We start from the raw sequence: 13,574 nt of genomic DNA, 5'->3' as shown, positions 1-13,574 counted from the left end.
TGATCGGCAGCAGCAGGGCTATGCCGGTCATGAATCCGGGTTCGTGGTGCTTGCTCATGTTCTCTCCCGATAGGCGCGCGCGAAGTGCCGCATCGGCGGGCGGCTTGAAGCACGGCATAGGTTGCCGTGCCGCGCGCGGCAAAACCATATCGTGAAGGGGTGCCTATCGACGGCGCGGGAGCGTCCGCGAAAGGCTGGCCATCAGACCGTCAGACAGAGGTATTTAAGCTCGACATATTCGTCGATCCCGTACTTCGATCCCTCGCGCCCCAGGCCCGATTGCTTGACCCCGCCGAACGGCGCGACTTCGGTCGAAAGGATGCCCGAATTGACGCAGACCATGCCGCTTTCGATCGCCTCGGCCACGCGCCAGACGCGGGAAAGGTTGGTCGAGTAGAAGTACGAGGCCAGGCCGAATTCGGTATCGTTGGCCATGGCGATGGCCTGTTCTTCGGTCTCGAATTTCACCACCGGGGCTAGCGGACCGAAGGTTTCCTCGCGCGCGACCAGCATATCCTGGGTCACGTTCGCCAGCACCGTGGGTTCGAAGAAGGTGCCGCCCAGCGCGTGGGGTTTGCCGCCGGTCAGCAGGGTTGCGCCCTTGGCCAGCGCATCGGCGACGTGTTCGGACACCTTGGCAACCGCGGCCGCGTCGATCAGCGGGCCTTGCTCTGTGCCCGCTTCTATGCCGCTGCCGACCTTGAGCGCGGCGGCTGCGGCGGCGAGCTTGCCGACGAATTCATCATAGACCCCGGCCTGCACGTAAAGCCGGTTGGTGCAGACGCAGGTCTGGCCCGAATTGCGGTACTTGCTGGCAATCGCGCCCGCCACGGCGGCATCGACATCGGCATCGTCGAACACGATGAAGGGCGCATTGCCGCCCAGTTCCAGGCTCAGCTTCTTGATCGTGTCGGCGCTCTGCCGCATCAAGAGCTTGCCGATCTCGGTCGAGCCAGTGAAGCTGAGCTTGCGCACCGTGGGGCTGGAAGTCATCTCGCCGCCGATCGCGCTGGCGCTGCCGGTGACGACGTTGAACACGCCCTTGGGAATGCCCGCCTGCTCGGCCAGCACGGCCAGAGCTAGCGCCGAAAAGGGCGTCTGGCTCGCGGGTTTGACCACGATCGGGCAGCCTGCGGCAAGCGCCGGTCCGGCCTTGCGGGTGATCATCGCATTGGGAAAGTTCCACGGCGTGATCGCGGCGGCAACGCCGATCGGCTGTTTCAGCACCACGATCCGCTTGTCGGCCAGGTGGCCGGGGATCACGTCGCCGTAGAGCCGCTTGCCCTCTTCGGCGAACCATTCGATGAAGCTGGCGCCATAGGCGATCTCGCCCCGGCTTTCGGTCAGGCTCTTGCCCTGTTCCAGGGTGAGCAGGCGCGCCAGTTCCTCCTGATTGGCCATCATCAGGTCGAACCACTTGCGCAGGATCGCTGCCCGCTCCTTCGCGGTCTTGGCGCGCCACGCGGGGAAGGCCGCTTCGGCAGCGGCAATCGCCCGCGCGGTTTCCGCCGCGCCGCAATTGGGGACCGTGCCTAGCACCTGCCCGCTCGCCTTATCGGTGACGGCGATGGTCTGCCCGCTGTCGGCGGGGATCCAGGCGCCGTCGACATAGCAGGCTTCGCGCAGCAGGGGGGAAACGGTCATGGTGTGCTCCTTCAGCCGATTGCCTTAAGCGCCGGATAGGCCTCGTCCAGCGAGCGGCGGATGATGTCGACCATATCGTCGATCTGCTGGTGCGAGATGATCAGCGGCGGACACATCACGATGGTATCGCGGATCCCGCGCACCATCAGGCCATTGGCGATACAGGCATCGCGCACCACCGGCCCGGCATTGCCTTCCGCGCCGCCCCAGCGCTTGTTGGTGCCGGGCTCGGCCACGATCTCGACCGCGCCAAGCAGGCCGAGGCTGCGGGTTTCTCCGACCAGCGGGTGATCGTTCAGCCGCGCCAGTGCTTCGGCCAGATAGGGGCCGACGTCGTTCTTCACGCGCGCGGGCAGGCCCTCGCGCTCCATGATCTCGATATTGCGCAGCGCCACGGCGGCGCAGACCGGGTGGCCCGAATAGGTGAAGCCGTGGACGAAATCGCCCCCGGTCTTGAGCACTGCGACAATGTCGCTCGACACCGCGACCGCGCTGATCGGGAGGTAGCCCGAAGACAGCCCCTTGGCCATCGGCACCAGATCGGGGGTAAAGCCGAGCGTCTGGTGGCCGAACCATTCGCCGGTGCGCCCGAAGCCGCAGATCACTTCGTCGGCGACCAGCAGAATGCCGTACTTGCGGCAGATCGCCTCTACTTCCTGCCAGTAACCCGGCGGCGGAATGATCACGCCGCCCGCGCCCTGCGCCGGCTCACCAATGAAGGCCGCGACGTTTTCGGGGCCGACCGCGAGGATGCGCTCCTCGATCGCGGCGGCGCAGTCCTTGCCGAACTGCACGGGATCGGTGCCGAAACCTTCGCCGAACCAATAGGGCTGGCGCACGTGTTCGACGCCGGGGATCGGCAGATCGCCCTGCTCGTGCATGAACTTCATGCCCCCCAGGCTGACGCCCGCGACGGTCGATCCGTGATAGGCGTTCCAGCGGCTGATGAAGACCTTGCGCTTGGGCTCACCCTTCAGCTTCCAATAGTGGCGCACCATGCGGAACACGGTGTCGTTGGCTTCCGAACCCGAGGCGTTGAAGAACACGTGCTGCAGCTTGCCGCCGGTCAGGCCGGCGATCTTTTCGGCCAGCAGGACGGTGGGCGGGGTCACGGTCTTGAAGAAGGTGTTGTAGAAGGGCAGCTCGCGCATCTGCTCGGCCGCTACTTCGACCAGCTCCTCGCGGCCATAGCCGACATTCACGCACCACAGCCCGGCCATCCCATCGAGGATGCGGTTGCCGTCGCCATCGTGGATGTAGCACCCTTCGGCATGGGTGATGATGCGGCTGCCGCCCATGTCCTCGATCAGCTGGTAATCCTGCTGGGCGGGAAGGTGATGCTTGACGTCGAGGCGCTTCAGGGCGGCGATATCGTAATTGCGGGGCATGATGGATTCTCTCTGAACAGGGGATCGTGAACGGACGGCGCGGGCCGTGCGTTCAGGGAGAGAAGCCGATCCGCGCGAGAAAGCGGTTGGTGCGGGTGATGCGCGTGCTCATGCCTCTCCTCTAAGCGCTTGGCCGAGGAGGTGGAAGTAGGCAGCGCTATCGGCGTTGGTGTCGGCGTCCCATTCGGGGTGCCATTGCACCGCCAGCAGCGGCGCGCCGTTCGGCCGGGCTGAATAGGCCTCGACCAACCCATCGGGCGCGTGTGCTTCTGCCGTCAGGCCGGGGGCGAGCTTGCCGATCCCCTGAAAATGGACCGAATTGACCGTCAGGTCGGCCTTGCCAAGCCCGCGCGCCAGCATCCCGGTTTCGCTGAGGTGGACGGGGTGCAGGTGATCGAACATCGCATCGAAGGACACGCCATCGGGCGCATGGTGGCGCAGCAGATCATCGCTGGCCGAGGTATCGCGGCGCAGCGTGCCGCTCAGCGCCACGTTGATTTCCTGAAAGCCGCGGCAGATCCCGAACACCGGGCGGCCAAGGTCGATCATGTCCTTGACGATGGAGAGGGCAATCTCGTCGCGGCCGGGATCGAACGGGCCGTCTCCGCCTTCGTCGCGGTAGTGCGCGGGATCGACGTTCGATGGGCTGCCGGTCAGCAGTACGCCGTCGAGCCGGGGGGCGACTTCGGCAGCACTCATCAGGTCGGGCAGCGATGGGATGATCAGCGCGGCAACGTCGGCGTGGCGCATGGCCGCGCGGATATAACGTTCCATCACCGCCTGCGCGGCTTCGGTGCCAACCTGGCGCTGGCAGGCGATCACGCCGAGGACGGGGCGGGCCTTGGTCATGGGATCAATGCTTAATCATAACGTGGCGGGTCGTCATGTAATGTTCGAGGCAATAGACCGAAAGGTCGGAGCCATAACCCGAACCCTTGACCCCGCCATGCGGCATTTCGGTAACGTTGACCGAATGGGTGTTGATCCAGGTGACGCCATATTCAAGCCCCGCGGCAAAGGCGGCGGCTTTGCCCACATCGCGCGTCCAGACCGACGAGGCGAGGCCGTATTCGCAGTCGTTGGCCCATGTCAGCGCCTGGGCGTCGTCCTCGAACCGGGTGACGGAGACGACCGGGCCGAACACTTCCTTCTGCACGATCTCGTCGCTGTGGCGCGCGCCCGCGATCAGGGTGGGGGCATAGCCGCCGGTCACGATCTCGGCCGGCGTGTCTGCGGCGGCGCGGGCCACGAAGCCGTCCACCCGGTCGCGTTGCCGCGCCGTGATCAGCGGGCCAAGGGCGGTGCCGGGCTGGGCCGGATCGCCCATCGCGATCCGCTCGATCGCGCTCTGCAGATCGGCCACCAGCCGGTCGTGCAGCGAGGCGTGGGCATAGACCCGGCAGGCAGCGGTGCAATCCTGCCCGGCGTTGTAATAGCCGCCCTCGGCAATCGCTTCGACCACGGCGGGAATGTCGGCATCGGCCAGCACGATCACCGGGGCCTTGCCGCCCAGTTCGAAATGGGTGCGCTTGATCGTCGGGGCCACGGCTTCGAGGATCTTGCGCCCCGTCGCGACGTCGCCGGTCAGCGACACCATCCGCACGCGCGGGTGGGCGACCAGCCGCGCGCCGACATTGGCGCCATTGCCGGTCACGACGTTGACCACGCCCTCGGGCTGGAACTCGGCGCAGACTTCGGCCAGCTTGAGCGCGCTGAGCGGCGTGTGTTCGGACGGCTTCAGCACCACGGCATTGCCCGCCGCGATGACGGGGGCGATTTTCCACGCGGCCATCATCAGCGGATAGTTCCACGGCGCGATGCCGACGCAGACGCCCAGTGGATCGCGCCGCAGCATCGAGGTATGGCCCGGGCGGTATTCGCCCGCCGGAACGCCCGGCACGGTGCGCGCCGCCCCGGCGAAAAAGCGGAACACATCGACCGTGTTGCCGACATCGACCGCGCGGGCCGTGCCAATCGGCTTGCCGCAGTTGAGCATTTCGGTTTCGGCGAAATCATCGGCCAGTGCTTCGATCCGGTCCGCGATCTTCAGCATCAGGCGCGAGCGTTCCTTCGGCGGCATCCGCGACCACACCGCAAAGCCGCGCTCGGCCGCGGCAACGGCGGCGTCCACCTGGGCGCGGCTGGCGCTGGCAATCCGGGCTATCTCGGCCCCGGTGGCGGGATTGTAGACCACCTCAGGCATATCTTCGCCCGAGGCCAGGTGGCCTGCGATGAACTGGCCGCGAATGTCGTGCATCGGTGTTTCCTGCGATTGCGCCTTGTCGCCCGAGCCTAGGGCCGCCCCGCCGCGAGGAGAAATACGAAAAGGAAAGCGGGGGGGTATCGGATTTACCGATGGATCAGCTGAGCAGCACAACCGGGCTATCCGCGCGCCAATGCATCGACACGCGATCGTCCCAGGTGAAATCTTCCTGGTCGTGGCGCGACAGGTTGGGGCGCGAGACGCGGATCATCGCCCCGGAATCGAGCTTGATCTCGTAAAGCGTGATGTCGCCGAGATAGCTCATCCCCTTGATTGTCCCTCGCGCGAAATTGTGCCCGTCGGGCGCGTCCTGCGCGGCCGCGCGCACGGCCTTGCCCTCGCCGGGAACGTGCAGGTACATCTTCTCGGGCCGCAGCGCGACCCAGACCTGGCTGCCATGCGCCCCGGTGACGCCGTGGTTGAGATAGACCTTGCCCAGCCCCGGACAGTCGACCGCCGCGCGGTCGGGCTCGTCGAGCGTCAGGGTGCCTTCGAAGATGTTCACTGACCCCACGAAGTCCGCCACGAAGCGGTTGGCGGGATATTCGTAGAGGTCCGACGGCGCGGCAAGCTGCGCCACTTCGCCCTTGTTCATCACCGCGATCCGCCCCGCCATCGACAGCGCCTCGTCCTGGTCATGGGTGACGGTGATGAACGTGATGCCAACCTCGTCCTGCAGGTCCGCCAGTTCGAACTGCATCTGCGCGCGCAGCTTCGCGTCGAGCGCGGAAAGCGGTTCGTCGAGTAGCAGCACCTTGGGCCGCATGATCAGGCTGCGGGCCAATGCGACGCGCTGGCGCTGGCCGCCCGAAAGCTGGTCCGGGCGGCGATCGGCAAGCCCGTCAAGCTTGACCAGTTCGAGCGCTTCCTTGACCCGGGCGGCGATCTCGTCGCCCGGGGTGCGCGCGATCTTGAGGCCATAGCCCACGTTCTGCGCCACGGTCATGTGCGGGAACACCGCATAGGACTGGAACACCATGTTCACCGGGCGCTTGTTGGGCGGCACCAGCGCCATGTCCTGCCCGTCGATCAGGATCTGGCCTTCGGTCGGGATCTCGAAACCCGCGATCATGCGCAGCAGCGTGGTCTTGCCGCAGCCCGAGGGGCCGAGCAGGACGAAGAATTCGCCGGGCATGATGTCGAGACTGACATCGTCCACCGCCGGGCTGGGCGCGCCGGGGAAGCGCTTGGTGACATTGCGGATCGAGATGATCGGAGATGGCTGGGTCATGTCAGTGGCTTTCGGCGATCGATTTGACGCCCTGGAACTTGAGCGCCACGGCGGTCAGCACCACGGTCAGGATGATGAGCACGGTCGAGGCGGCATTGACCACCGGCGTGACCGAGAAGCGCACCATCGAATAGACCTTCACCGGGAAGGTGATCGTGTCCGGTCCGGCGGTGAAGAAGGTGATGACGAAATCGTCGAGGCTGAGCGTGAAGGCCAGCAGCGCACCCGCGATCAGCGCCGGGCGGATATGCGGCAGCAGCACGTCGCGAAAGGCCTGCCATTCGCTTGCGCCAAGGTCCTTCGCGGCTTCCTCCTGCTCCTTGTTGAAGCTGGCGAGGCGTGAGCGCACGACCATCGTCACGAAGGGGAAGCTGAAGGTGATGTGGGCGATGGTGATCGCCGAAAGGTCAAACGGCCAGACCAGGTCGGTCGGCCAGTGGACCGACGAGAAAAAGATCAGGAAGGCCACGCCCATGCAGATTTCCGGCACGATGATCGGCAGCGACATGATCCCGTCGGTCGCGCTTTTCAGCGGGAAGCGGAACCGCCACAGCATGATCGCGGCCATGGTGCCCAGCACCAGCGAGGCCAGGGTGGAAAGCCCGGCAATGGTCAGCGAATTGCCCAGCGCCTCCATCAGCGTGGAATCGTTCCAGGCTTTTTCGTAATACTTGGTGGTAAAGCCGCGCCACACCACATTGCGCTTCGAATTGTTGAAGCTGAACACCATCAGCACGATGAGCGGCGCATAGAGGAACACCATCACCGCGGTGACCCACGAGCGCAGCCACAGCGTGCGCGAATATTCCAGCGGCGCGCGGGGTGTCTTCGAGAACAGCGCCATCAGCGGGCCTCACCGCGCTTCTTGCGCAGGCCTTGCAGGGCGATCAGCGCGAACATCGCATAGATCAGCATGAACGACAGCGCCGCCCCAAACGGCCAGTCGTTCGCGCGCTTGAACTGGCGTTCGATCACGTTGGCGATCATCTGGCTGTCGGTCCCGCCCATCAGGTCGGGCGTGAGGTAGGCGCCCAGTGCCGGGATCAGCGTGATCATCACCCCCGCCACGATCCCGGGCATGGCCAGCGGGACAACGATCTGCATGATCGTGCGGAAGTGGCCCGCGCCAAGATCGAGGCTGGCCTCGATCAGGCTGCGGTCAAGCCGATCGAGCGCGGAATAGAGCGGCAGGACCATGAAGGGCAGGTGGACATAAACGAGGCCGAACACCACCGCGAAGTTGTTGAACAGCAGTTGGACCGGCTCCCACGTCGGTAGCGGTTCGAGCCCCACCAGCGTCTTGAGCCACGATGCCCCGCCCCACAGCCCGCCCAGGGCCTTGTTGGCATAACCTTGGGTGCCGAGCAGCATCATCAGCGCGTAAGTGCGGATCAGCAGGTTGGTCCAGAACGGCAGCATGATGCCGAGCAAGAGCCACGGGCGCCACTTTTCCGAGGCAAATGTGATCGCCATGGCCACCGGGAAACCCACCACCAGGCAGATCGCGGTAACCAGTGCCGCGACGCCAAAGCTTTTGGCGAAGATCGTGAGATAGAGCCACTCGGTCGCGCGCTTGTAATTTTCAAGCGTGCCGGACAGTTCGATCTGGGTCAGCCCGGCATTGCGGCCAAAGCTGTAGGCCCAGACAATCCCCATCGGTACGATGAAGAACAGGGCGGTCCACAGGATTGGAGCAGCCGAAGTCGCGAAGAAGCTGGCCTTCTGCTCTTTCCAGTTTTGCTCGGCCATCGCCTGTGCGGTTCCGATCAGGCCGCGCGGACGCGGGTGAAGGCCTCTTCGTAAAGCGGTTGCAGGGTGGCGTTGAACTTGGCGTATTCGCACTTGGCGAGCACGTCGGCCGGCGGGAAGATCACCGGGTTGTTCTTGTAGCTATCGGGCATCAGCGCCTTCGCCGCCGCGTTCGGGGTGGGGTAGAGGATCGTTTCGGTGATCTTCTTGCCGACTTCCGCATCGAGCAGGTTGTTGATGAAGGCGTGCGCGTTCTTGGGGTGTTTGGCACCCTTGGGAATGCACAGCGTATCGGAATTGAGCTGGCTGCCTTCCTTAGGAATGACGAAGTCGATATCGTCGTCCTCGACCATGACCTGCGCGATGTCGCCGTTGTATTCGAGCACCAGGTCGACGTCGCCCTTGGCCAGCAGGTCCTGCCCGTCGTCCTCGTGGAACTTCTTCACGTGCGGCTTCTGCTTGATCATCATCGCCTCGATCGTCTTGATGTCATCGGGCGTGAGCGCGTTGACCGACTTGCCGAGGTATTTGCCATAGAGGCGGAACAGATCGCCCGCTTCGGACAGCAGCGCGATCCGCTGCGAATATTCCGGGCTGTCGAACAGCACTTTCCAGCTGTCGGGCTTGGCCTTCACCTTCGACTTGCGATAGCCGATGCCGAGGGTCAGCCAGGTATAGGGCATCGAATACTTGCGGCCCGGATCGTAGGCGACGTCGATAAAGGTCGGGTCGATGTTCTTCATGTTCGGGATCAGCGAATGGTCAAGCTCCATCAGCATCCCGGCTTCGGTCATGCGTTCGACGAAATCGTTCGAGGGGACGATCACATCATAGCCCGGGTTGCCGGCCTTGAACTTGGCGAACAGCACGTCGTTGCTGTCGAACAGGTCCATCTTCACGTCGATCCCGCTCGATGCCTTGAAGTCGGCCAGCGTGGTTTCGCCGATGTAGGTGTCCCAGTTGTAGAAGTTGAGTGCGGGTTCTTCGCCCGTGCCGGCGCCTGCGCCGCTGCTGCCGGACTTGGAGCAGGCGGCCAGACCGCCAAAGCTGATCCCGATCGCCGCGACGCCCAGGCCTTGCAGCAGCGAGCGGCGTCCCAGTTTGATTCCGTTGAGGTTCGGCAGATCGGTCATTGCGCTAGTCCCCGTCGCTAGAATGGCTTGATCGAGCGGATGCTACGCCGGATTTGCTGCACCGCAAGATAGAAGTTCGCAGAATGCCCTCTATCGCGCGGCGCACCAGTAGATTATGCAATCCGAGAGCTATCGAAAAAACCGATGAACATCACGTTCCGCCAGATCCGCTATTTCATCGCCGTGGCCGAGGCGCGCTCGGTCTCGGGCGGGTCGAGCGCGGTGGGCATCTCGCAAAGCGCGGTCACCGACGCGATCCGCACGCTGGAGCAGGAAACCGGCGTCACCCTGTTCCACCGCCACGCCAAGGGCGTGACCTTGACCCGCGAAGGCCAGCAGTTCCTGCGCCACGCGCGCTCGATCATCGATGCGATTGCCGACATGGCGGGCGGCGTCGGGCGCGAGGAGGACCAGACCGAAGGTCAGATCCGCGTCGGCGTGACGCCGGTGGTGACGGGTTATTTCCTGTCCGACATCATCTCGCGCTTTCGCCGCCAGTTTCCCCGGATCGAAATCGTGCTGGTCGAGGACAAGCGCAGCTATATCGAACACCTGCTGGTCAATGGCGAACTCGATCTGGCGTTGCTGATCGTATCGAACCTCGAACAGCGCAGCGCGATTGACCACGAGGTGCTGCTGCGCAGCGCCTGCCGCGCGTGGATGGCGCCCTCGCACCGCCTGTCCGACGTCGATGGCCTCAGCCTGGCCGATCTCGAAAATGAGCCGATCGTGACGCTGTCGCTCGACGAGCTGGAAGGGCTGATCGACGGGATCTGGAACAAGTTCGACCATCCCCCGCGCGTCGCCTGGCGAACCAGCAGCATGGAAGGCGTGCGCAGCCTGGTCGGCACCGCGGCGGGGATCACCCTGCTGCCCGACCTGGTCTATCGCCCCTGGAGCCTCGACGGCGACCGCATCGTCGCCAAGCGCACGCGCGAGGATCTGCCCACGGTCGACATCGGCATGGCCTGGCGGCGGCTCACCAAACACAGCGAGGCCGCCGCGCTGTTCATGGAAACGGTCCACCAGCACAGGAAGTAAGGCGGGGCTAGAGCCCGTAGCGCAGCACCAGCAGGGTCGAGAGCGTGACGATCATCAGGCCGACCAGCGGCAGGCCGGTGCGGACATAGTCGCGGAAGGCATAGTCGCCCTCGGACATGATCATCATGTTGGTCTGGTAGGCGACCGGGGTCGCATAGCACAGGTTGCAGCCGAACAGCACGGCCAGCACCAGCGGCTCGGCAGGCAGGCCCAGCGTCTTGGCCATGCTGAAGGCGATCGGGGTGCCGACGGCGGCGGCGGTGGCGTTGGAGGCGAAGTTGGTCAGCACGGTCACGAACAGCATGATCGCGGCCAGCACCCCGGCGGCGGGCAGGTATTGCAGGCCGAGCGCCAGCAGTTGTCCCAGCCATTCCGCCGCGCCGGTAACCAGCACCAGCTTGCCGAGCGCGATGCTGGCGGCAACCAGCACGATGACTTGTGCCGACAGCGCGCGGCCGACCCGTTCGAACTTCACGCAGCCGGTTGCCAGCATCAGCACCGCACCGCCCAGCGCCGAGATCGCGATCGGCAGCAGGCCGATGCTGGCGAGGCCAACCGAGCCTGCCATGATCGCCAGCGCCAGCGCCGCCTTGCCCGAACGCGGCATTTCCCGTCCGCCTTCAAGGATCAGCAAGCCGTCACGCTGGGCAAAGCCTTGCGCGCTCGAAACCGTGGCGAGGACCAGCAGCACGTCGCCTTCGCGCAAGGGGGCTTCGGCATGGGCGGGGCGCGTTTCATGGAACGGCCGGCGCGCCTGATGCACGCCGAGCACGGCGATGTCTTCGAGGCCCGCCGTCTGCAGCGTCAGGCCGATCAGGCGGCTGTCGGGCGCGATCGTCATCTCGATCTGGACGAGGTCCTGCTTGGCGGCTTCGGCCTCTTGCCGCAGCCGCGCGATCAGCCAGGCCGGGGCCATGCTGGCACCGAGCTTGCGCGCGGCCTCTTCCAGCGCCTCGTGCGGGCCTGACAGGTTGAGCCTTGTGCCGGTGCCAACCAGCCCGGCAAAGGGCAGCTCCAGCTTGACCTCGGCCGGCAGCATCGCGGCAAGCTGCTCGCTGGCCTTGCCGAATGTCGCCCCGTCTCCGTTGAGGCGCAAGGTCGTGCAATAGCGGCGTTGCACTGGCCCGGAGCTGCGCGAATTGTCGGGCAGCAGGTGCGGCATGACCAGCCACAGGTACGGGAGGGCAACCACGGCGGCGATCAGCACCAGCGAGGTATAGTGGAAGATGCCGATCGGCTGCATCCCCAGATCGGTCGCGATCGAGACCACCAGCAGGTTGGTCGAAGTTCCGATTGTCGTCGCCATGCCGCCGATCAGGATCGCCGCGTTGACCGGCATCAGCGTCTTGGACGCAGGCAATCCGCCCTTGCCGGCCAATTGCACCAGGATCGGCAGCATCAGCACAAGGACCGGCGTGTCGTTGATCATCATGCTCATGAACAGGGCGATGACCAGTGTGACGATGAGGCCAAGCTGGGTGTTGATCCGCCACAGCATGGTAAGCGCGCGCGCCGCCGGATCGAGCGCGCCGGTAACCACCAGCCCCCGGCCCATGATCATCAGCGCGCAGATCGTGATCAGCGCGTGATGGCCGAACCCGCCAAAAGCGAGGGCGAGCCCGTCGCCCGGTGCGGTGCCAGGCAGGGGGAAGAAATAAAGGCCGAGCGCGATCACGCCGATCACCATCAGCGAGATGATCTCAACCTTGGCCCGGCCGCTGGCAAAGCCATAGAACATGACAATTGCCAGCAGGATCGCGGCGCCCGCATGCGCGGAAGGAATACCTACCATTCGCAAGGGTCTAGCCGACCGATGCGATTGAGGCCAGCCGGGCTAGGCAGCAGCCCTTACGCGTTGCGCAGGTACCAGGTGAGGTCGAGCTCGGTCACTTCGGCCATGAAGCGCGACATTTCGACGCCCTTGACGATGGCATAGTTCTTCACGAACCGCTCGCCCAGGTACTGCTTCATCAGGTCCGACGTCTCGAACGCCTCGATCGCGGCGGCCCAGTGGTTGGGCAGGCGGATGTCGGCGCCTTCGGCTTCATAGCCGTTGCCGATCACCGCCGGGCCGGGATCGATCTGGCCGCGCATCCCGTGGACCATCGCGCCCAGCACCGCCGCCACCGCGAGGTAAGGGTTGGCATCCGCCCCGCAGATGCGGTGCTCGACATGGCGCGATTGCGGCGAACCGGCGGGGATGCGCAAGCTTACGGTGCGGTTGTTGACCCCCCAGGTCGCCGCGACCGGCGCATAGGAATTGGCCTTGAAGCGGCGGAACGAGTTGGCGTTGGGGGCAAAGATCGCCATCGATTCCGCAAGGCAAGCCTTCATCCCGCCGATGGCATGGCGCAGCAGCGGGGTGCCTTGCGGGTCTTCGCTGGCGAAGGCGTTCTTGCCCGCTGCATCGTTCATCGAGATGTGCAGGTGCATCCCCGAACCGGCGGTTTCGGCAAAGGGCTTGGCCATGAAGGTCGCCTCGAGGCCGTGCTTTACCGCCACGCCCTTGACCAGCCGCTTGTACATGATCGCATCGTCGGTGGCGCGTAGCGCGTCGGCCTTGTGGCGCAGGGTGAATTCGAACTGGCCGGGGGCATATTCCGAAATCCCGCTTTCCAGCGGCAGGCCCTGGGCATCGCAGGCGGTGTAAAGTTCGTCGAAGAAGGGCTTGAGGTCTTCCATCTCGCGCAGGCCATAGACCTGGATGTCGCTCGAGCGATGCCCGGTGACGATGCCCCGGGCCGGGATCGGGCGGCCTTGCGATATGTCGACGAGGTAGAATTCCAGCTCCACCGCCACCACCGGGGTCAGCCCGTCATCGGCCAGCATATCGATCACCCGGCCCAGCACGTGACGCGGGTCAAGATCGTTGGGGGTGCCGTCCAGTTCGTAGAAGCTGGTCAGGAACTGCGCGGCGTTTTCGCCCAGCCAGGGCGCGCGCACCAGCGTGCCGGGGACGGGATAGACATAGCGGTCGGCATCGCCGTCTTCCCAGACCAGGCCCGTTTCCTCGCAATCGCGCCCGGTGATGTCGACCACCAGCACCGATCCGGGCAGGAACCGCCCGCTCTCGTAAACCGCCAGCACCTCGTGCTGGCGCAGCCGCTTGCCGCGCGGCACGCCGC

At 65.1% G+C, this 13,574-nt stretch carries 11 protein-coding genes; 1 reads left to right on the top strand and 10 read right to left on the bottom strand.

The window, feature by feature from the left end:
* Nucleotides 1–201: 201 nt before the first annotated feature.
* From ACE3SN_RS13060 to ACE3SN_RS13025, 8 genes are all read right to left on the bottom strand, one after another.
* On the bottom strand, nucleotides 202–1,644 hold the full coding sequence (locus ACE3SN_RS13060) for an NAD-dependent succinate-semialdehyde dehydrogenase (RefSeq protein ID WP_374530677.1): 1,443 nt from the start codon (nucleotides 1,642–1,644) through the stop codon (nucleotides 202–204).
* Nucleotides 1,645–1,655: 11 nt separating this feature from the next.
* Nucleotides 1,656–3,032, bottom strand: coding sequence for an aspartate aminotransferase family protein (locus ACE3SN_RS13055; protein WP_374530675.1), 1,377 nt, complete (start codon nucleotides 3,030–3,032; stop codon nucleotides 1,656–1,658).
* Between the two features lie 108 nt (nucleotides 3,033–3,140).
* The gene (locus ACE3SN_RS13050; protein WP_374530673.1) at nucleotides 3,141–3,881 is read right to left on the bottom strand and encodes a gamma-glutamyl-gamma-aminobutyrate hydrolase family protein; all 741 of its coding nucleotides are present in this window, start codon (nucleotides 3,879–3,881) and stop codon (nucleotides 3,141–3,143) included.
* A gap of 4 nt (nucleotides 3,882–3,885) precedes the next feature.
* A complete protein-coding gene (locus ACE3SN_RS13045; RefSeq protein WP_374530671.1) occupies nucleotides 3,886–5,289 on the bottom strand; it encodes a gamma-aminobutyraldehyde dehydrogenase in 1,404 nt (467 codons plus the stop codon).
* Nucleotides 5,290–5,392: 103 nt separating this feature from the next.
* The gene (locus ACE3SN_RS13040) at nucleotides 5,393–6,526 is read right to left on the bottom strand and encodes an ABC transporter ATP-binding protein (protein WP_374530669.1); all 1,134 of its coding nucleotides are present in this window, start codon (nucleotides 6,524–6,526) and stop codon (nucleotides 5,393–5,395) included.
* A 1-nt stretch (nucleotide 6,527) separates the two neighbouring features.
* A complete protein-coding gene (locus ACE3SN_RS13035) occupies nucleotides 6,528–7,370 on the bottom strand; it encodes an ABC transporter permease (protein ID WP_374530667.1) in 843 nt (280 codons plus the stop codon).
* Entirely contained in the window at nucleotides 7,370–8,275 is a 906-nt protein-coding gene (locus ACE3SN_RS13030; protein WP_374530665.1) for an ABC transporter permease, read from the bottom strand. Before ACE3SN_RS13030 ends, ACE3SN_RS13035 begins: the two co-directional genes overlap by 1 nt.
* Nucleotides 8,276–8,292: 17 nt before the next feature.
* Nucleotides 8,293–9,408 (bottom strand): PotD/PotF family extracellular solute-binding protein, encoded by a 1,116-nt coding sequence (locus ACE3SN_RS13025; protein ID WP_374530663.1) that lies wholly within the window; start codon nucleotides 9,406–9,408, stop codon nucleotides 8,293–8,295.
* Nucleotides 9,409–9,552: 144 nt separating this feature from the next.
* Here ACE3SN_RS13025 and ACE3SN_RS13020 point away from each other — a divergent pair, with 144 nt between their 5' ends.
* A complete protein-coding gene (locus tag ACE3SN_RS13020) occupies nucleotides 9,553–10,449 on the top strand; it encodes a LysR family transcriptional regulator (protein WP_374530661.1) in 897 nt (298 codons plus the stop codon).
* Nucleotides 10,450–10,456: 7 nt separating this feature from the next.
* Here the strand turns inward: ACE3SN_RS13020 and ACE3SN_RS13015 are convergent, their stop codons facing one another.
* Nucleotides 10,457–12,241 carry an SLC13 family permease gene (locus ACE3SN_RS13015; RefSeq protein ID WP_374530659.1) on the bottom strand — a complete coding sequence of 595 codons (1,785 nt, stop codon included), beginning with the start codon at nucleotides 12,239–12,241 and terminating at the stop codon, nucleotides 10,457–10,459.
* 56 nt (nucleotides 12,242–12,297) lie between these two features.
* Nucleotides 12,298–13,574 (bottom strand): glutamine synthetase family protein (locus ACE3SN_RS13010; RefSeq protein WP_374530657.1); only part of this gene is annotated, 1,277 nt, incomplete at its 5' end.

The sequence above is a fragment of the Novosphingobium sp. genome, assembly GCF_041915465.1.
Lineage (GTDB): Bacteria > Pseudomonadota > Alphaproteobacteria > Sphingomonadales > Sphingomonadaceae > Novosphingobium.
This window is presented reverse-complemented; position numbering and strand designations above follow the sequence as displayed.